Genomic DNA, 20419 nt, shown 5'->3' with positions numbered 1-20419 from the left:
TCTTTTTGGTTGATCAAATATCTATCGGCTATTTGGAAAAGTCTAATCGATAAAAATTTAAAAAATGGAAAAATGGTTTGAATTCTCTACCGAATCTTTAATCGCTATCGCACTTACTGCCGCAGGTATTTATTTAGCAGTTATAGTTTTTACCCGCATAGCCGGGAAACGCAGTTTTTCAAAAATGTCCAGTTTTGACTTTGCAATGACAGTGGCCGTTGGTTCTATTTTGGCAACTACCATTCTCTCGGCATCAGTAAGTTTAATCCAGGGAATAGCAGGTCTCGCAGCAGTATACATTTTGCAAATGGCAGCAGCTATTTGCAGGCGATTTTCCTGGTTTCGGGAAGCGATAGACAATTCGCCTTTATTACTTATGGATGGCAAAAATATTCTCTACGAGAACTTAAAGAAAGCCAGGGTTACCGAAGGTGATCTACGTTCAAAATTAAGGGAAGCGAATGTCCTGGATCTTTCCCAGGTACGGGCGGTAATTTTTGAAACTACCGGAGATATTTCGATAATGCATACTTTAGATCAAAATCAGGAAATAGAAGATTGGCTTACAAAAGACCTACAAAATAATTAAAATATGATGCTTAGCTGGACAGATATTCTGGGATTGGTAGCAGGGGTTTGCACCACAATAGCCGTCATTCCTCAAATTAAAAAAGCCTGGAAAACCAAAAAAGTAGAAGATGTTTCCCCGGGAATGTTCACCATTTTAATAATTGGCGTTTTTTTATGGGTAGTTTATGGAATAATTCAAAATGATTTACCGATAATTGCTACCAACGGTGTTTCTTTGGGGCTAAATGGCGTGATGCTATACCTTATGCTTCGCTACAGGAATACTAATAAAAACCAATAGCTGTTAATCTTCACTAATCTTAATCTAAAGTCTTCTTAAACCATTTCAGTTTGTTTTTATATCCCATTATTTTTAAAAAAATGTGTAAATGATGAATGCTAGCGCCCATAAAAAATTTAAAAAGAGTTCTGTTAAACCTACTTATAAGGATTTCAGGGAATTCATAATCGATAAGGACCACCCCTGTGTAATGGCGCAAACCGTGTTCAGTATGGATAAAGCTGAAATTCACAGCTATGAAAATTTCGGATCTCTTAAAGCTGCAAAGGAGATATTAAAAGATCTCAGGCAATACCTGGAGAATTACGACTTCAACTCCAACGAATTTTACACTTTTATTGCGGCTTTTCCGGAGCAAAAAAATTTAACTGAAGCGAAATTTGAAGAATTGCTTTGGAAGCAATTGCAATTAATTCACCAGGCAGATGACAAAGATTGGGACCCCGAGGTGAGCAAAGATCCGGAAAGTAAAAACTTCAGCTTTAGTATCGCCGGAAAATCATTTTATATAGTGGGTCTCCACCCTAACAGCAGCAGGAAGGCTAGACAAAGTCCGTATCCTGCACTTACCTTTAACCTGCATTGGCAGTTCGAAAAACTTAGGGAAATGGGTTCTTATCAAAACGTGCGGGATAAGATACGGGAACGCGACATCGAACTGCAGGGCAGTACAAACCCTATGCTGGAGGATTTCGGTGAAAGCAGTGAGACCAGACAATATAGCGGGCGAAAAGTTGGAGAAGAATGGAAATGTCCTTTTCTTCACGGGAAAAATAAATAAATGTACCAACCGAAAAAATATCAGAAAAAGGACTCCAATTACATTTATACATTTATACAACATCACCCGTTCGCCACACTCGTTCTTAAAGGAGAACGGCTTCTTGCTACTCATATTCCGGTATTGGTTGAGGGTGATGCAGAGAATTTAAGACTCTACAGCCATATTGCCAACCATAACGAACAAATACAGCATCTTACAGACGGGACCGAAGTCTTACTGATTTTTCAGGGGGCTCACGGGTATGTTTCTTCGTCCTGGTACAGGGAAAAAGATATTAGTACCTGGGATTATTCGGCGGTTCACGTGAATGCAAGGATCAAAATTCAATCTACCGAAGAGCTGGAACAGTCGCTTGTTAACCTAGTTCATAAATTCGAAAAAGATCAGGAAAAACCCTTATGGTATAAGGATATTCCTTCAGAAATAATTTCAGACCATCTCCCGCTCATTACCGGGTTTTGGTGTGAACCGTTTAAAATTGAAGGGATAGCAAAGTTACATCAGGGTTACGATTCAGAAAACCTCAACCGAATTAGCAAAAAATTACAGGAACGGGACGACCCTATGGATTCAGTTCTTGAAAAAAATATTAAAGCTGAAAATGATACAAAAGATAGATAAACAAAGTGGCGCTGCCTTTAAACTTAAAAAAGGTCAACAATTAAAAGTGATCTCCCCGGAAGCTGAACAGGTAAGCGATATGGTTTTGTTTAATGCTCACGACATCCGGGAGAAACTATCCTCTGGGAAGACCCTGGATTTTGAGGAAAGCATCCTTATTACAAAAGGAAATTTTTTATGGAGTAACCGAAGCCAAAAACTGATGGAAATCCTGGAGGACACCAATGGGCGCAATGATTTTTTACTGGCTCCCTGCAGCCCGGAGACCTTCGAGATAATGTATGACTATAAGAGTTATCACCCCAGTTGTTTTGAAAATCTCTACAGCAATCTGGAGGAATTTGGCATCCGCCCAGATGATGTCCCCACGGCCTTCAATATCTTTATGAATGTACAATTTGACAGCAAAGGTAAATTAAGTGTAGACCCTCCGCTTAATAAAGCAGGAGATTTTCTCCTTTTTGAAGCAAAAATGGACCTTATCGTCGGACTTACCGCCTGCTCTGCAGAAGACAGCAACAATGGCAGCTTCAAACCCATCTATTTTGAAATCATCGATTAAGCCTCTACGCGTTTTTTCCTTTTTCTGCTGAAGCGCGTAAATTCAGTATTACTATAGTCAAAGAGAAGAATACGAGTGTATGAAAACAAAAAGGCCATTCTTTTTACAAATGGCCTTTTAAAGTATTTAATTAGATGTCTTGCTAAGAAACTGCTTTTAGCTTTTTAATAGTAGATTTGTTGAGTTTGTCTTCAGCATAATCCCTATCCACAACAAGTTTTGTTTGGTTGCTCTCAGGCATATCAAACATCGCATCAGTAAGTATCGCTTCACAAAGGGAACGAAGTCCTCGTGCGCCAAGTTTGTATTCCACAGCTTTCTCAACGATGAAATCTAAAGCTTCTTCAGTCATATCAAATTCGATATCGTCCATCTCAAAGAGTTTCTGATATTGCTTTACGATGGCATTCTTAGGTTCGGTAAGTATCGCTCTAAGAGTTTTCTTATCCAGCGGATTCATATAGGTTAAAGCCGGTAGCCTTCCAATAATTTCAGGGATAAGCCCAAAGTCTTTTAAATCCTTCGGGATAATATACTTCAGCAAGTTCGTGCGTTCTATCTGGTCGTCACCTTTTGAAGCGCTAAAACCAACAGCCTGCATATTCAATCGCTTGCTGATGTTTCTCTCGATCCCATCAAAAGCTCCTCCGGCAATAAACAGTATGTTTTCGGTGTCTACCTCAACAAATTTCTGATCGGGGTGCTTACGACCTCCTTTTGGCGGAACATTTACCGTGGTTCCTTCCAGTAATTTAAGTAAAGCCTGCTGTACTCCCTCTCCCGAAACATCCCGGGTAATTGAGGGATTATCGCTTTTTCTGGCAATCTTATCTATTTCATCGATAAAAACGATTCCGCGTTGTGCTTTCTCTAAATTATAATCGGCAGCCTGAAGCAATCTGGTTAAGATACCTTCTACATCTTCACCCACATATCCAGCTTCGGTGAGTACAGTGGCATCAACGATAGCCAAAGGTACATTCAGCATTTTAGCAATGGTTTTTGCAATAAGGGTTTTCCCGGTTCCGGTTTCCCCAACCATAATAATATTACTCTTCTGAATCTCTACATCGTCATCAGATTTGGGTTGTAACAAACGTTTATAGTGGTTATAAACCGCTACCGACATAACTTTCTTAGTAGCCTCCTGACCAATCACATATTCATCTAAAAAAGACTTGATCTTTTTGGGTTTGCTTAGCATCAAATCTGAAGAAAGCTCACGAGCCTCCCCCTGTTTTAATTCTTCCAGGACGATGCCATGAGCCTGCTCTATGCAGCGATCACAAATATGAGCATCCAGGCCTGCGATGAGTAAATTGGTTTCAGGTTTTTTTCTTCCACAAAAGGAACATTCTAATTCTTCTTTCGCCATTTCGTTTAATTTAGCGCAAACTCAGGTTTGCTTAAATTATTTTCCTTCTCTTTTTAGTATCTCGTCTATCATACCATATTCCAGCGCCTTTTCAGCTTTCATCCAGTAATCACGGTCACTATCTTCTTCGATCTTCTCGTAAGTTTGTCCGGAGTGCTTAGCAATAATCTGATACAATTCCTTTTTAAGGGTTAAGATCTCTCTTGCTGTAATCTCGATATCACTGGCCTGGCCCTGGGCGCCCCCAAGCGGCTGGTGTATCATTACCCTCGAATGCGGCAAGCCACTTCGTTTTCCATTTTCTCCGGCACATAGTAGAACCGCTCCCATTGAAGCTGCCATCCCGGTGCAGATTGTTGCAACATCGGGCTTGATAAACTGCATGGTATCATAAATTCCAAGTCCGGCGTAAACACTTCCTCCCGGGGAATTAATATATATCTGAATATCTTTGGAAGCATCTGTACTTTCCAAAAACAACATCTGTGCCTGTACAATATTAGCCACCTGATCGCTTATTCCGGTTCCTAAAAATATAATGCGGTCCATCATAAGGCGGGAAAAAACGTCCATAGCAACAGCATTCATTTGGCGTTCCTCAATAATATTGGGAGTCATCCCCAAAGGATTCATGCTGCTAACGATCTTACCGTAATAATTACTGTTTATGCCGTGGTGTTTAGTGGCGTATTTTTCAAATTCTTTTCCGTAGTCCATTAAAATACTTTTTTTCTCGTGTTAAAAAGAGGGGTCTCCTATACCCAAAAAGGCGTTATCCCAAACGGTTTAACGCCTTAAAGATAGGTATAAAATTCTAAAATTTCTTATTGATAGATCTCTTTCACAAATTCATCATAAGTGACTTCTTTCTCTTCAAACTTCATGTTCTCTTTATAGAAATCAAGAAGTTTTTCATTCATCAGTTGCTCAGACAGTCGCTTAACTTCATCCTGATTTGAAAGGATTCTTGAAGCGATATCATCAAGTTCTTTTTCTGAAGGGTTCATCTGGCCAAATTGTGCCATTTGCTCTTTGATCTTTTCGTGAGAAAAAGCCTTCAGGTCTTCAAATTGAACCTCAAGCTTATTATCATTTATGATCTTCCCTTCAATTAACTGGTAACGCAAGCCTTTTTCACTCTTTTCGTATTCTTCTACGGCTTCCTCTTCAGTTAATGGCTTTTCGCCTACAGTGCGGATCCATTTCTGAAGAAATTCCTTCGGAAGTTCAAATTTAGTGTTATCGATCAAAGTCTCGGTCACATCGTTCATCAACTGCTGATCACTTTGCTGTTCAAATTGCTTGGCAGCATCTTCCTTGATCTTATCTTTAAGTTCAGTTACCGATTTCACTTTGTCCTTTCCAAAGAGCTTATCAAAAAGCTCCTGGTCAAGATCGGCCAGCTCTCTTTTATTTACTTCAGAAATAGTGAATTCAACTTCAATATCAAGATCGTGAGCTTTATCGTGATCGATTCCAAGAAGATCAATTAACTGGTGATCATCCTTGAAAAGATTTTTGGTTTTCAGCTTAATGGTATCTCCAACTTTGGAGCCCATAAATTTATTAAGATTCTTTTTTCCGTTGATCTTTTCCAATTCTACCGAAGATTCCTTCTCAATACCTTCCTCTTCATTCTTGAAAGTCCCGGCAACGATATCCTTTTCATCATCTACTTCATCTTTAGAAATCAGTTTTCCGTATTGCTTTTGCATAGATTCGAGCTGGGTGTTAACCATCTTCTCATCGGCAACGATGTTATACTTGGTAACCGGCTTTTCAAGATCAAGATTCACCTCAAATTCCGGGGCAAGACCAAGTTCAAATTCAAAGCTGTATTCTTCCTTATTCCAGTCGAAGTCTTCCTGTTCTTTTGGGATAGGATTCCCTAAAACATCAAGTTTTTCTTCGGTAAGGTATTTATTAAGGGCGTCCTGCAGAAGTTTGTTAACCTCATCTACCAAAACTGCCTGTCCGTATTGTTTTTTCACCATTCCCATTGGCACATGGCCCTTTCTAAATCCGGGTATGTTAGCGTTTTTACGGTAATCTTTTAATATCTTCTCTACCTTTGGGGCATAGTCTTCTTTTGCGATATCAACTTTTACTACCGCATTAAGCTCATCAATATTCTCTCTGGTAATATTCATCTTGACTTGTTATAAAAATTGGAGTGCAAAATTACACTTTTTTCCCAAGCCCACAAAGTTTCAATTTATTGAATTTCAGCCTTCTTCTAATCTTTTCCGAGAAGAGAAAACAGTATGGATTGAAAGAGAGATAAAAGCAGACTAAAAAGCAGGGCGATAAGAAAACCATTCACCTCAAATCCACTCACAAAGGCATCGGCAAGAAGAATGATGATCGCATTTATAACCAGCAGGAACAATCCCAGGGTCAGTATAGTTACCGGCAGGGTAAAAAGCACTAAAATTGGTTTGACCAGCAGGTTTAAAATTGCCAGAACAATGGCGACAATTATTGCGGTAACATAACCCGCAACTTCAACGCCGGGAAGAAATTTAGCCAGCACAACAACGGCCAGCGCGGTAAGTAAAATTCTTAAAATGAAGTTCATAGCTTATAGTGTTAGTACTACAAATATGCAAAAAACGCCGGAATATCCGGCGTTTAATGAAAATTGAAAAAAGTGAAATTTTTTAATTAACCTCATTATTGAGCGTTATTGTAGGATAATTCCCAATATTAACTCCAGGCACAGTAGAACTATATGTAGTGTTTATCTCTTTGATCAACTCGTTAGCTACAATTGCGTATCCCCGAGGGGTTAAATGAATCCCGTCTAAGGAGAAAGCACCACCACTAGCAAAAGTTGAAGTCACGGTACCCGCATCAAAGCTATATCCATTTTGAGCAATATTGGTTAGCAAAGAATTTGCATCCAGCATTGCCAGCCCATTTGCATCTGCAATGGCAGAGATCGCCTGGTTATACGCTGCAGTAGCATTCTTGATATTCTCAATCTCTTCAGCATCCAGGACATCTGCATCTTCTATTCCGGCTACAGCCCCGAACAACGTATTCACCTGTTCTTCGGTTGGTTGCCCCCCACTTTGAAGAACTCCCAGCACCTGCATAACTTCCGGAGTTAATCTTACTGAACCATAACCCTGAGCTAAAGCTCCCTGGTCTATGGTTAAAAGCAATAATTCCTCTTCAGTCATTTGTCGGAATCCCAGAGGATTCATATCTGATGGTTCTACGGAAATTACAAATCGGTTAGGACCTTCGCTAAAAGTTAAGGCATATTGACTTGCGAGTGCCATTGCCTGCTCCTGCGGAACTCCTTGTTGCATTAAAACACCGGTAAAAACCTGAGAAACCGCCTGAAAGAATCCGGTTAAGTTTGCAGCAGTTTCAGCGTCCAGTACTAATGCATTATTTGGTACAGTTGTAAAATAGGGCACAGAAGTAACATCTGGAATATTTACCAATACTCCACCTGTAGCGGTACTGGTTAAAGTCTCCACAAGTCCTGAATAAACCGAAGCAAAAACATTAGGATCGGTTATATCGTTTGTTCCATAGGTAGAAGGATCGGTGTTATTGGTTTGATCTTCCCCCGTTCCTCCTGAAGTCGCGTACCCAAGCACATCATTATTTCCTATCCAAAGAGAGAAAAAACTAGGGTTCATCATCATAGCATCCGCGATTACGGTAGTAGATCCTGAAGTAGCAAAACGCGCGAAGTAAGGATTAGCCATTCCGGTAGGTACGCCTTCAGGATTGCCATATCCCTCTGCTACTAAATGGTAACTTTTAGCACCGGCTACCCCCATATTACTAAACGGCCCATCCAGGGTATTTAAAACTTCGGTAGTAGGTTGACTTCCGGTATAGCGGGCAGGCCCAGGTTCTCCATTAGCACCTACTGCTAAAACGTAACGGTTTTCAGCGATAACATTTCCGCCAAATAAAAGTCCGCCTGTATTATCACTCATATAAGGAATCGTGAACTCATTGGTTTCCTGAGTTAACGCAAATTGTTGCGCCATGATATTAGGATAAGAATTTTCCTGACCGGTAATATACAAAGCTCCGTCAGCATAACCTGAGGTTAAGGAGTTACCCAGCGCTACGTAACTTGAGAAATCGGCTTCCCCATTGCTGTAAGTACCTATTTCATCAACCGGGGTTTCCAATTCTGGTTCACAGGACAAAACTCCTGCGGCTAGTACTACTGCTATATATCTATAATATTTTTTCATGTTCTTCAATTAAATTTTATAAGTTAAACCAAGACCCGGAATAAAAGCAGATGTCTTATAAGTACCTTCAAAAGGTACTTTTTGTCCGTCTTCACTATAGTAATCATAAGATTCATCAACTTCTTTATAACGGTTATACAGGAAAGATGCATCTATAGACAGCCTCTCATTAACATTTACAGAAAGACCACCGGTGAATCCCTGTGCATCATTTCGGGGTGTTTCAGGAGCGAAATAACCCGATTGCACCGGAGACTCATCAAAGTAGTAACCTACTCTAAGGGTGAACATTTCATTTGCCAAATATTGCATTCCGAAACGGTATGTTGCGGCATCTTTATAATTTCTCGCATTCTGAGAATCGGGAATGTTGGGGTTTGCAAAATCAATATCCAAAGATTCATATACGCTCCAGTAAGTTCGGTTATAATCAACGGCCAACAACCATTTATCCAGTAACTCATAGGAAACTCCAACTGAAAGTTCGGCCGGAAGAGGCAGTTCAGCATCAAAGCTAGTATCTTCAAACGGGGTCAAAGGAGAGTTAGGGATATTCTGGAAATCGGCATCCCCACCTTCAGCATCCATCATTATTTCTGAGCGATAATTAAGCCCAACAGTCAATCTATCGGTAGGTTTGTACATTGTACTGGCAGACCATCCAAAAGCACTTACGCCAGTAGCGTCTACAGTAACATTGGACCGATTTCCTTCAAGATCGGTTAGTGTTCTGTTCAGGTTTCGGTTAAAATTAACACCACCGGTTACATAGATAGGACCTCCACCTACACTAAGATTATCAGTAATCTTTACTGAAGCCAGAGCTTGAATGTAAATCGCTTTCAGGTCAATATTATTCACCAAATGCGATCCAGACCAGTCGTCTGGCCATTCCACGGTACTACCATAAGGTGTATAAGCGGCAAGACCAAGACTTAGCCAATCATTCATTCTGTAAGAAAAATAAGCGTAAAAAGGAGTTCCCACCGGACTATCGGTGCGGTAAGTTTCACCAAATTGATCATTTTGCCATACTGTCTCAGAGAATACGGCGCTGGCACCTACAGCCATATTAATTTTGTCTTCCAGGTATACCAACCCTGCAGGGTTAAAGAAAGCGAGTTCAGCATTGTTTACCACAGCCACCCCGGTGTGACCCATAGCAAGAGAACGCTGGCCCTGAAGGCTTACCCGGTATCCTCCGGCATATGTTACGGATGCAGCCAAACCAAAAAGGCATAGAAATAATAGTTTTTTCATAATTGAATTGGGATTAATAATGGTATTTAATAAAATAGTCTCTTCAAAAATAGAACAAATTAGAAAGTATGCAATGAATCAGATCATTTTATTATGCATACATAATATATTCAGGGTAAATTTAAAGAAATTTCAGCACAGCTTCATAAAAAGCATCACTATTCTCGGCGTGAACCCAGTGACCTGCATCGGGAATGCTTATGATTTCGGCTTTTGGAAATTGATTTTTTATGGAAACTTCATCTTCTGAAGTAATATAATCTGAATTCTCTCCTCTAATAAATAAGGTTTCCCCGGCATATTTTTGATCTTCGGGGAGCGCCTCTCCCACTTTCTCTATATTTGCCTTTAAGGCTGAAAGATTGAGCTTAAGACATAGTTTGTTCTGAGACTCCCTTTCCAGATTCTTTAGCAAAAATAGCCTGATGCCTTTATTAGAAATAAATTCCTTCAGGAGATTCTCCGCTTCCTTTCTCGAACTTAGATGGGCTTCTTCCAGAGCCGTTAATCCATCCAGAATTTGCTGGTGATGGGGCGCATAGTATTTTGGCGCGATATCTACTACAATGAGCTTTTTCACCAGGTCAGGGTTTTGAGCAGCTACCAGCATAGCGGCTTTCCCGCCCATGGAATGCCCTAATAAAATTATATCAGAGAGATTATGCTGCTTGCAGTAATCAACTACATCTTCAGCCATTATTTCATAGTCAAAATCGTCACTGTGCGGACTTTTCCCGTGGTTTCTTTGATCGATAAGATGCACCTGATAACCTGCTTCGGCAAACTGGCCACCCAGGGTTTTCCAGTTATCTCCCATTCCCAAAAATCCGTGTAGAAAGAGAAAGGGCGTACCTTCCCCAAGAATATTTGAATGTAATTTCATAGTAATGCTCCTATTTTAAAAGTTCGAGATACCTTTTTACTGTGGTTTCCATACCTAAATATAAAGCTTCAGAAATTAAAGCGTGCCCTATAGATACCTCATCAAGAAAGGGTACTTCTTCATTAAAATATTTCAGGTTTTCCAGGGAAAGATCATGACCGGCATTCACACCCAACCCAAGTTCATGGGCCTTCCGGGCACATTCGGCATAGGGTTTCACCCCAGCCTTATGTCCTTCAGCAAACGTCAAAGCGTAGGCTTCTGTATACAATTCAATACGGTCTGTCCCGGTTTGGGCGGCACCTTCAATCTGGTTTATTTCGGGGTCTACAAAAATCGAGGTACGAATTCCGTTATTTTTAAATTCTAAAATGATCTCTTTTAAAAAATTCCGGTGTTTTACGGTATCCCAACCCGCGTTAGAGGTGATAGCATCTTCAGCATCGGGTACCAGGGTAACCTGAGCAGGTTTCACCTCAAGTACAAGGTCTATGAATTTTTTTACGGGATTTCCTTCAATATTGAATTCGGTTTTGAGAAGCGGTTTCAACTCCCTCACATCGCTGTAACGAATGTGTCTTTCGTCTGGACGCGGGTGAACGGTTATTCCCTGGGCACCAAATTTCTCAATATCCAAAGCTGTTTGTAGCACATTGGGAATATTCCCTCCCCGCGCATTCCTTAGGGTGGCAATTTTATTGATATTAACGCTTAATTTGGTCATCTTTTTGGCTTTAGATTAACAAAAATACAAACTTGCCAATGCCTTAATGAATTTTATTTTAATTAATTTGCAGAAATAAGGACGTGGGATATGAACATAGAAGATTTTATTATTAACGATGTCTCGATTTGTCATTTTTCCGATACAGTTGTAGAGATTCAAAATTTGTTCAACCAGCTTACCTACTCCCATCTCCCCGTAGAAAATAACGGGATATACATGGGCTGTATTTCAGAAAATGACATTCGTTGTTTTGAAGCAGAGAAAACCCTGGAGGATTATCAATATGCTCTTGAAGGTTTCTTCGTTAGAGAAACCGATTACTGGCTGGATATTCTGGATGCTTTTGCGCAGAATAACACCAATATTTTACCTGTTTTAGATGAAGAAAATAAATATCTGGGCTACGTAGAGCTTAATGAGATTATCGCGATTTTTAATGAAACCCCTTTTCTAAGTGAACCAGGGAATATAATTGTGTTAGAAAAAGGCTTTAATGATTATTCCTTTAGTGAAGTGAGCCAGATTACAGAGTCTAACAATGCCAATATTCTTGGTGTTTTTGTTTCAAAATTTGAAAACGACCTTGCCCAAATCACCCTAAAACTCAGCCCAACGGGAATCAACGAAATCATCCAGGCCTTCAGGCGGTATGGATATCGAGTGATTTCAGAGCATCAGGAAGACAGCTTCAATAAAAATTTAAAAGACCGCTCAAAATACTTAGATAAATACCTCAATATTTAATATGAAAATTGGCATCTACGGACAATTTTACCACACCAATGCCGGAGAATATATCGGGCAGCTTTTGGAGTTACTGGACAACGAAAATGTAAAAGTAGTTATTGAGGAGAAATTCTTTGATTTAATTAAACTCAATGAAACAATACCTGATTCCCGGAGTCATTATGAAACTTTCACCTCTTTAGACAGGTCGTATGACCTGTTTTTTTGCATTGGAGGGGACGGAACTATCTTAAAGTCCATTAATTATGTAAGGGACATGGAAATTCCAATTGTTGGGATTAACACAGGGAGATTGGGCTTTTTAGCCACCATCCAGAAGGAGGAGATCGAAAGCACCATCCACGGCATCCTAAACAGAAATTTCAGCATATCACCGCGGAGTGTTTTAAAAACCGAATGTCATCCCAACGCACAAGATCCTATTTTCAATAACGTAGCCCTTAACGAAATAGCAGTTAGCCGGAAAAACACAACCTCGATGATTACCGTTGACACCTGGCTTGACGATCAGTATCTCACTTCTTACTGGGCAGACGGGTTAATAATTTCAACACCCACCGGCTCTACCGGATATTCCTTAAGTTGTGGCGGTCCTGTAATCACTCCAGATACAGATTCTCTTGTAATCACGCCTATCGCGCCACATAATTTAAACGCCAGACCACTTGTTATTAAAGATAACACAAGGATAACACTTCGGGTTTCGGGACGGGAAGATTCCCATCTACTCGCTATGGATTCCCGGATTGCATCATTAAAGAACGATACTAAAATCACTATTATCAAGGCACCCTACACAATAAATATTGTTGAATTAAACGAACAGAGCTTCCTGCATACCTTGCGCCAGAAACTTTTATGGGGAGAAGATAAGCGTAATTAAGCAATAAAAGTTTTCTAAAACTGTTTATGAATATGTACAAAACTGCTCAAATTATTGTAGAGCAAACATTATTGTTATATTTGCAAACTTTTGAAAACCTATGAGGTACCTAATAGCTTTTGTAATCATGTTTGCTTACTCGGCTAACACATATTCACAAACCTTTGAGGCAGGTCCATTTATAGGAGGAGCTAACTACATAGGGGATGTAGGTAGAACTAATTATGTTTTGCCCAATTCCCTGGTTTTTGGGGGACTCGTAAAATGGAACCGAAGCCCGAGACATGCATTCAGATTTTCTTTGCTTTTTGCTGAAATTAATGCCGATGACAACAAATCTTCAGAAAACCGGAGAGTGCAAAGAGGTTATTCTTTCAGTAACAATATAGCGGAAGCGTCCTTAGGAGTAGAATTTAATTTCTGGGATTTTGATCTTCATCAGGGTCATCCGCAAAGTTCGCCCTATCTTTACACCGGGCTAACCTATTTTAGGGCAGATCATCTTTATTTGAAAAATGGACGAGGCGGAAATCTGGTTAACGAAGGTACCAACTGGTCTTTTGCCATCCCGATGGTAATTGGTTATAAGGAAAGCATCACAAAACATATTGTAGGAGCTTTTGAAATTGGGGCGCGTTACACCTTTACCGACAACCTTGATGGTAGCTGGCCCGAAGAATTATTAGACAGGCGGGATCCGCCAATTGAATTTGGAAACCGAAATACAAACGACTGGTATGTGTTTACGGGGGTGAACTTCACCTTTTCCTGGGGTCGAAGACCTTGTTACCGGAATTTTTAATATGGATTACAGAGAAAAAATTAACCTTAAAAATCTGCCGAAACATATTGCCTTAATTATGGATGGCAATGGACGTTGGGCAAAGCAGCAGGGCTTTTTAAGGATTAAGGGGCACGAACAAGGCACTACAGCGGTACGCGATGTCGTGGAAGGAGCCGCCGAACTCGGCGTGGAGCATCTCACCCTTTATGCTTTTTCGACCGAGAACTGGAACAGGCCCAAACTAGAAGTTCAAACCTTAATGAAACTTCTGGTTTCTTCACTTCGGAAAGAAATAACTACGCTTCAGGATAACGATATACGTTTAAACGCTATCGGAAATTTGGATAATCTTCCCAAAAAAGCACACCGAGAACTAATGGAAGTTATCGATAAGACCAAGAGCAATAATCGTATGGTTTTAACCCTCGCCTTAAGCTACGGTTCCCGGGAAGAGCTTACCAGCGCAGTGAAGGAAATAAGCCTGAAAGTTAAAAACAACGAAATTTCTTCTGAAGATATTGATGAATCAGTTATAAATCAGCATCTTTACACCCGAAATTTACCAGATGTAGATCTGCTTGTTAGAACAAGCGGGGAGCAGCGCATAAGCAATTTCCTTTTATGGCAAATCGCTTATGCCGAATTATATTTTACAGAACTATTATGGCCGGATTTCAGAAAAGAAAATCTTTTTGAAGCCATTTACAATTATCAAAATAGAGAACGACGATTTGGAAAAACCAGTGAGCAACTCAGTTAGCGCATTCATGACGAAGAAGTTTATAGCACTTGTAGCATTTTGTTTATTTTTAGGCACATCCACCCAGGCACAAGACTTGCCAATTTCCGATGGCGAAAAATATATTTTAGGAGAAATAAAAGTAACCGGTAACGTTAGTTATAACGAGCAAACCGTTATTGCCTATACCGGCCTCAAGAAAGGCGAGGAGATTTATATCCCGGGAGATAAGTTGAGTAATGTCCTTAAGAAATTATGGAAGCTTGATCTTTTCAGCGATATTAATTTCTACCTCACAAATGTTGAAAATGGTGTTGCCGATCTCGAACTGGAGATTCAGGAGGTCCCGAAACTTTCCAAAGTAAGAATCCAGGGATTAAAAAAACGGGAACAGGAAGAACTTCTCGAAGAAAACAAACTTAGAGAAGGTGCTAAGGTTACTGAAAACCTTATCACCACCACCAAGAACTATATCGAAAGCAAATTCCGTAAAGAAGGCTATTTTAACGCTAACGTTAAAATAAATACTACTCCGGTACAGGATACCACCGATACCAAATCAAATCTGGTTAATATGGTAGTGGATGTAGATAAGGGAGACCGGGTTAAAATAGATGACATCGATTTTGCTGGAAACGAGAATTTTTCAGATGCCAAGCTTAAACGCAGTATGAAAAATACCAAGCAGAAAAATCTGTTTAGGTTTTGGAAGAGATCAAAATTTGTACGCGCAGATTATCAGGAAGATAAGCAGTCTATTATCGATAAATATAAAGAAACCGGTTACCGGGATGCCAGGATTGTTTCAGATAGTCTTATCAAAAAAGATGATGAATCCATAACTCTTAACCTAAAAGTTGAAGAGGGAGATCAATATTATATTGGTGATATAGAATTCTTAGGAAATTCAGTTTATTCTGATGATCAATTACAAAGAGTACTCGGAATAAATAAAGGAGATATATACAATGGCGTTCTTCTTGACAAACGTATTATGGACCAATCAAGGCCAGACGCCCAGGACCTTTCCAATCTTTATAAGAACAACGGTTATCTTTTCTCGAATATAGACCTGGTGGAAACCAATGTTTATAATGATACCATAGACTTTGAAATAAGGATAATGGAAGGAAAAGAAGCCTATTTCAATGAAATAAGAGTTACCGGTAACGATAAGACCAAAGATCACGTAATATACCGGGAATTAAGAACCAAACCTGGCCAGAAATACAGTCAGGAAGATGTGGTTTCTACAGTTAGGGAACTCGGGCAGTTAGGTTTCTTTGATGCAGAGCAGCTAGAACCTAATTTTGTTGATCCCAACCCACAGACGGGTACTCTCGACCTGGAATATTCAGTAGTAGAAGCGGGCGCCAGCCAAATTGAGCTCCAAGGTGGATATGGCGGTGGTGGTTTTATAGGAACTCTGGGGCTTTCCTTTAATAATTTTGCGCTCTCAGGCCTTTTTGACAAAGAAGCCTATAAACCTTTACCTATGGGTGACGGGCAATCCCTTTCATTAAGAGCACAAGCCAGTACTTTTTACCAGACTTACAGCCTTAGCTTTATGGAGCCCTGGCTTGGAGGCAAAAAACCGGTTAGCCTGCAGACTTCTTTCTCCTTTACAAGGCAATTCCTGTTTGACTATTTAACCCGTAGAGCCGATAAAAGCAGAAGTTTCGACATCCTTGGAGTAAATGTTGGCTTAGCGAAGCGTTTAACCGTGCCAGATCCATATATAACGGTGTCCCATGCCATAGGATTCCAACGATATAACCTTAATAACTACAACACAGGTCTCTTTACCTTCGGGGATGGGCACTCTAATAACCTGAGTTACACCTTCGGTCTTACCAGAGACAACACATATGTTAACCCGATTTTCCCTACCGGAGGATCTAAATTTAAACTAACAGCTAAACTTACACCTCCTTATTCGCTTTGGAATGATGTGGATTACGCAAACCTTGGTGAACAAAGAGAATTCCAGCTGGAAGATGAAAATGGTAATCTCATAGATCTTAATGGTGGTCGGGTTACTCCTGAAAATGCCGTTCCTGATCAGGGAAAAATAGACCAGGAGAAATTCAATTGGCTGGAATTTTACAAAGTGAAATTTAGCGGGGAATGGTTTACACAAATCTATGACAAACTCGTCCTTAGGACTTTTGCTGAATATGGTTTTCTTGGGGCCTATAACAATGATCGTGGGGTCCCTCCTTTCGAGCGTTTCTTCCTTGGGGGAGATGGTCTTGGAGCCTTTAGTTTAGATGGAAGGGAGACAGTTCAACTTAGAGGTTACCCTAACCAGTCTGTAGTGCCTATAGACAGACCCACAGGATCTACAGATGATGGAGCTACCATTTTCAATAAATATTCACTTGAATTAAGATATCCTATTACCCTTAAGCCTTCTGCATCTATTTATGCTTTAACATTCTTAGAAGCGGGTGCCTCATATGACAATTTTAGAGACTACAACCCTTTTCAACTTAACAGATCGGCGGGAGCAGGTTTAAGAATTTTTATGCCGGCCTTCGGTTTATTAGGTATTGACTTTGGATACGGGTTTGATCCCATTGTGGGAAGTCCGGGCGCAAATGGGTGGGAAACACATTTTATCATAGGACAACAGTTTTAAATTGGCACGATATTTTCTATATTCGGTATTATGAAAAGAATTCTCCTTATTTCACTAATAATCCTCACCGGGAATTTTGGAGCAAATGCTCAAAAGTCTTTCCGTATTGGTTATGTTGATATGGAGTATATTCTTGAAAACGTTCCTGAATACCAGGAAGCCGCCGCACAGCTTGACACCAGAGTAAAAGACTGGCGCGAAGTTGCAGAAAAGAACAGAAGAGAGATTCAGGCTTTAAAAGAGGAACTGGAAAATGAAAAGCCACTTCTCACCAAAGAACTTATTGAAGAACGGGAAGAAGAAATTGCCTACCGCGAAGAACAAGCCGCCGAATATGAGCAAAACAGGTTTGGACCGAACGGAGACTACATAATTCAGAAAAAACAATTAATAAGACCAATCCAGGACCAGGTATTTACAGCGGTTCAGGAAATTGCCGAAAACCGTAATTTTGATATGGTATTTGACCGTACTTCTGAAAGTGGTATGATTTATGCCTCCCGTCAGTTAGATGTCAGTGATCAGGTTTTAAGAAGCATCAACCGGGCTTCAAACCGTCGCCAGTTGGATTCAAAAGAAGAGGTCGAACAATTTGAACGCGAAGAAAACCGAACCGTAGAAGAAGATGCCGAGATAGCCGAAAAGGAAAAAGCGGTTAAGGACAATAAAAGCGAAAGGGAAGCTCTCATTGAAGAACGTAGAAGACAACGCGACTCTATAAAAGAAGCCAGACAAAGAGAATTTGAAGAACGCCGCAAAAGGATTCTTGAGGAAAGACAAAGAAAAAAGGATTCTATTCAGGCGATCAGAAATAAGAAAGACACGATAAACTAAATAAATTTAACCTTTAACTTAACAATTAATCTCACTTTAAAATGAAACAATTCAAAACACTTTTTATAGCTTTAGCTTTAACCCTTGGTGCTACCGCTTTTACCAATGCTCAATCCAAAGTGGCTCATATCGCTACCCAGGAACTAGTTGAGTCTATGCCTGAGTATAAAAATGCCATGGACCAATTACAGAAGCTGGAAAAGACATATGACGCCGAGATCAAAGACATGTTAACCGAAGCACAAAATACTATGCAGCGTTACCAGTCTGAAGCTGAAACCCAAACAGAAGAAGAAAATGCAAAACGTGCTACTGAACTTCAGGCAACTGAAAGAAGAATCCAGGAGCATAGCCAGAAAGCAAGACAGGATCTTCAGAAAAAAGAGAATGATCTTATTCGTCCTGTAATCGAGAAGGCCCGTGAAGCTATTCAGAAAGTAGCAAGAGCTCAGGGTTACGATTATGTACTTGACTCTACTACCGGTACCGGAGTAATCCTTGCAGACGGGAAAGACCTTATGGCCGATGTAAAGAAAGAACTAGGAATGTAATTCCTTTTCAAATAATAAATAAAAACTGCGCCTGAATGAGGCGCAGTTTTTATTTTTGTATCTATGAGTTCAACCCAACCTATTGGTATTTTTGATTCGGGTGTAGGCGGTACTTCCATCTGGAAAGAAATACACGAACTTCTTCCCTTTGAAAAAACCATCTACCTGGCCGATAGCAAAAATGCACCATACGGGAAAAAACCTATCGGAGAAATTATAAACCTCAGCAGGAAGAATACTGAGAAACTCCTGCAAATGGGAGCCAAAACAATTGTTGTGGCCTGTAATACGGCAACTACCAATGCCATTAAAGTTTTAAGGAGCAATTACAATGTTCCGTTTATAGGAATTGAACCCGCTATTAAACCTGCGGCACTTCATTCGAAAACAAAAGCGATAGGAATTCTTGCCACCCAAGGCACTCTTACAAGTGAATTATTCCATCAGGCCTCCGAATTGTATTCAAAAGACATTCATATTTTTGAGGTAGAAGGTCACGGACTCGTAGAATTAATAGAAAGCGGAAAGAGAAATTCTAATCAAACCAAAAACCTGCTTAGAAATCTTTTAAAACCTATGTTGGAACATTCCATAGACTATCTGGTATTGGGATGCAGCCATTATCCTTATTTAGTGCCTGTGCTAAAGGAAATTCTTCCCGAAGATGTGCAGGTAATAGATTCGGGAGAAGCAGTGGCAAGGCATACAAAAGTAGTTTTAACTGAAAACGATCTGCTCGCGCCAGAAGGAATAAACCCAATCCCCGAGTTTTTCAGCAACACAAATCCTGAAGTTCTGGCCTCGCTCATAAATGCTGAAGAAAATAATTTCAAGGTTTCCCACCTGGACTTTTAGTTAACCGCAGGACACTTACAATCGTAACGTCCCCGGCTCTCCCCGAAATCGTATCCCAGGGTAAGCTGATGGAATCCGTTATTACTTAAAACCATTGAATTAAACTGATGGGTATAGGTGTAGCCAAACATAAAACGTTTATAATCCACCCCAACAAAAGGCGTTAGATATCGCAATTGCTGATTTTTAACCTCCTGTCCATCGCTGGTATACTCGGCACCTTCAAAGCTGTTTCGATAGGATATCCCACCCCAAACCTGGCCAAAATCAACTTCGTGATAAACTTTCATATTAACATCTATATTTTTTTCAGCGGTTTGTTCGCGCAGCTGAAAGAGTAAGGAAGGCTCATAGCTCCAGGGACCTTCTACCTCAAAAACATAACCCGTTGAAACGAGATACTTCCGTTGATTGCTGGGAACAGCATCAGAATAAAATAATTCCCTTCTAACCGATAGTATATTTTTAGCAGCCAGGTGAACATAGAAATTCAGGTAATAATATGAAAGCCCAAGGTCCATATTTCCGTAGATATCGGCCTGGTCATTGCCTCCAATAATAGGATCATATTCTGTGAATCCGCTTTGATCCAACCTATGCTGAATGACTCCAGCACTCACCCCAAACGAAAGCTGGTTCAGGTCAAATTCACTACGGGAAAACATAAGATGGTAGGCAAAAGTAGCGTAGGCCCCGGTTTTAGAGAAATTTCCGTTCTGGTCATTAAAAAGTATCCCTCCCAGCCCCACACGCTCTCCTGTGCGTGCATTTACTGCAAGGGTTTGTAAATTAGGTGCATTATCTACGTCAAACCATTGCTGTCTTGCAGTAAGCCTTATTTGGTTGGAATTAGCAGCTCCTGCCATAGAGGGATGCAACAAATAGAGGTTATCGGTCAGATAATCTGAATAGGTTGGAATTACCTCCTGAGCATTACTAGTAATACCAAAAAATACTAAAATTAAAAAAGAATTTTTCCCCGGGAATTTCAGCCTGGCACAATTCGAAAGTTCTGAGAGATAAAAAATTAATCGAAAAACTAATATCATAAGAAAAGTAAAGATATCGATTAG

General features: G+C 40.1%; 22 protein-coding genes. 13 read left to right on the top strand and 9 right to left on the bottom strand.

Annotated elements, in window-relative coordinates:
- Positions 1-64 precede the first annotated feature (64 nt).
- The 5 genes from BM266_RS01055 to BM266_RS01035 all read left to right on the top strand — a co-directional run bounded on the left by BM266_RS01055 (position 65) and on the right by BM266_RS01035 (position 2838).
- A complete protein-coding gene (locus tag BM266_RS01055; RefSeq protein WP_093404770.1) occupies positions 65-589 on the top strand; it encodes a DUF421 domain-containing protein in 525 nt (174 codons plus the stop codon).
- Between the two features lie 3 nt (positions 590-592).
- Positions 593-871, top strand: coding sequence for a SemiSWEET family sugar transporter (locus BM266_RS01050; RefSeq protein ID WP_093404768.1), 279 nt, complete (start codon positions 593-595; stop codon positions 869-871).
- Positions 872-959: 88 nt separating this feature from the next.
- Complete coding sequence (gene gntA / locus BM266_RS01045) at positions 960-1652, top strand: guanitoxin biosynthesis heme-dependent pre-guanitoxin N-hydroxylase GntA (RefSeq protein WP_317040935.1); 693 nt, start codon at positions 960-962, stop codon at positions 1650-1652.
- Positions 1653-2276: an FMN-binding negative transcriptional regulator gene (locus BM266_RS01040; protein WP_093404762.1), complete on the top strand. Its 624-nt coding sequence runs from the start codon at positions 1653-1655 to the stop codon at positions 2274-2276.
- Entirely contained in the window at positions 2257-2838 is a 582-nt protein-coding gene (locus tag BM266_RS01035; RefSeq protein ID WP_093404760.1) for a DUF1989 domain-containing protein, read from the top strand. The genes BM266_RS01040 and BM266_RS01035 overlap by 20 nt, the downstream gene beginning before the upstream one ends.
- Positions 2839-2980: 142 nt before the next feature.
- Here BM266_RS01035 and clpX read toward each other — a convergent pair whose 3' ends face one another.
- The 8 genes from clpX to BM266_RS00995 form a co-directional block, all read right to left on the bottom strand.
- A complete protein-coding gene (clpX, locus tag BM266_RS01030; protein WP_093404757.1) occupies positions 2981-4213 on the bottom strand; it encodes an ATP-dependent Clp protease ATP-binding subunit ClpX in 1233 nt (410 codons plus the stop codon).
- A 36-nt stretch (positions 4214-4249) separates the two neighbouring features.
- Entirely contained in the window at positions 4250-4930 is a 681-nt protein-coding gene (gene clpP, locus BM266_RS01025; RefSeq protein WP_093404755.1) for an ATP-dependent Clp endopeptidase proteolytic subunit ClpP, read from the bottom strand.
- A 107-nt stretch (positions 4931-5037) separates the two neighbouring features.
- Positions 5038-6363 carry a trigger factor gene (tig, locus tag BM266_RS01020; protein WP_093404752.1) on the bottom strand — a complete coding sequence of 442 codons (1326 nt, stop codon included), beginning with the start codon at positions 6361-6363 and terminating at the stop codon, positions 5038-5040.
- Between the two features lie 86 nt (positions 6364-6449).
- A complete protein-coding gene (locus BM266_RS01015) occupies positions 6450-6791 on the bottom strand; it encodes a phage holin family protein (protein ID WP_093404750.1) in 342 nt (113 codons plus the stop codon).
- 82 nt (positions 6792-6873) lie between these two features.
- The gene (locus BM266_RS01010) at positions 6874-8442 is read right to left on the bottom strand and encodes an SGNH/GDSL hydrolase family protein (RefSeq protein ID WP_093404747.1); all 1569 of its coding nucleotides are present in this window, start codon (positions 8440-8442) and stop codon (positions 6874-6876) included.
- 9 nt (positions 8443-8451) lie between these two features.
- On the bottom strand, positions 8452-9702 hold the full coding sequence (locus BM266_RS01005; RefSeq protein WP_093404745.1) for an OmpP1/FadL family transporter: 1251 nt from the start codon (positions 9700-9702) through the stop codon (positions 8452-8454).
- Positions 9703-9823: 121 nt separating this feature from the next.
- The gene (locus BM266_RS01000; protein ID WP_093404742.1) at positions 9824-10585 is read right to left on the bottom strand and encodes an alpha/beta fold hydrolase; all 762 of its coding nucleotides are present in this window, start codon (positions 10583-10585) and stop codon (positions 9824-9826) included.
- Positions 10586-10595: 10 nt separating this feature from the next.
- Positions 10596-11309: a pyridoxine 5'-phosphate synthase gene (locus BM266_RS00995; RefSeq protein ID WP_093404740.1), complete on the bottom strand. Its 714-nt coding sequence runs from the start codon at positions 11307-11309 to the stop codon at positions 10596-10598.
- A 90-nt stretch (positions 11310-11399) separates the two neighbouring features.
- Between BM266_RS00995 and BM266_RS00990 the strand changes: the two genes are divergently transcribed.
- From BM266_RS00990 to murI, 8 genes are all read left to right on the top strand, one after another.
- The gene (locus BM266_RS00990; RefSeq protein WP_093404737.1) at positions 11400-12056 is read left to right on the top strand and encodes a CBS domain-containing protein; all 657 of its coding nucleotides are present in this window, start codon (positions 11400-11402) and stop codon (positions 12054-12056) included.
- Between the two features lies 1 nt (position 12057).
- Positions 12058-12942 (top strand): NAD kinase, encoded by an 885-nt coding sequence (locus BM266_RS00985; protein ID WP_093404735.1) that lies wholly within the window; start codon positions 12058-12060, stop codon positions 12940-12942.
- Positions 12943-13042: 100 nt separating this feature from the next.
- Positions 13043-13744, top strand: a complete 702-nt coding sequence (gene porG / locus BM266_RS00980) for a type IX secretion system protein PorG (protein ID WP_093404732.1) — start codon at positions 13043-13045, stop codon at positions 13742-13744.
- A gap of 1 nt (position 13745) precedes the next feature.
- Positions 13746-14486, top strand: a complete 741-nt coding sequence (locus tag BM266_RS00975; RefSeq protein ID WP_093404730.1) for an isoprenyl transferase — start codon at positions 13746-13748, stop codon at positions 14484-14486.
- 7 nt (positions 14487-14493) lie between these two features.
- Positions 14494-17106: a BamA/OMP85 family outer membrane protein gene (locus BM266_RS00970; RefSeq protein WP_175494736.1), complete on the top strand. Its 2613-nt coding sequence runs from the start codon at positions 14494-14496 to the stop codon at positions 17104-17106.
- Positions 17107-17136: 30 nt separating this feature from the next.
- Positions 17137-17940: an OmpH/Skp family outer membrane protein gene (locus BM266_RS00965; protein ID WP_093404726.1), complete on the top strand. Its 804-nt coding sequence runs from the start codon at positions 17137-17139 to the stop codon at positions 17938-17940.
- Between the two features lie 41 nt (positions 17941-17981).
- Complete coding sequence (locus BM266_RS00960; protein WP_093404723.1) at positions 17982-18491, top strand: OmpH/Skp family outer membrane protein; 510 nt, start codon at positions 17982-17984, stop codon at positions 18489-18491.
- A gap of 63 nt (positions 18492-18554) precedes the next feature.
- On the top strand, positions 18555-19346 hold the full coding sequence (gene murI / locus BM266_RS00955; protein ID WP_093404722.1) for a glutamate racemase: 792 nt from the start codon (positions 18555-18557) through the stop codon (positions 19344-19346).
- Here murI and BM266_RS00950 read toward each other — a convergent pair.
- On the bottom strand, positions 19343-20395 hold the full coding sequence (locus BM266_RS00950) for a PorP/SprF family type IX secretion system membrane protein (RefSeq protein WP_093404719.1): 1053 nt from the start codon (positions 20393-20395) through the stop codon (positions 19343-19345). The two genes, murI and BM266_RS00950, sit on opposite strands and share 4 nt — an antisense overlap.
- Between the last annotated feature and the right edge of the window lie 24 nt (positions 20396-20419).

The sequence above is a fragment of the Salegentibacter flavus genome, assembly GCF_900115145.1.
In the GTDB taxonomy this organism is placed as follows: Bacteria; Bacteroidota; Bacteroidia; order Flavobacteriales; family Flavobacteriaceae; genus Salegentibacter; species Salegentibacter flavus.
This window is presented reverse-complemented; position numbering and strand designations above follow the sequence as displayed.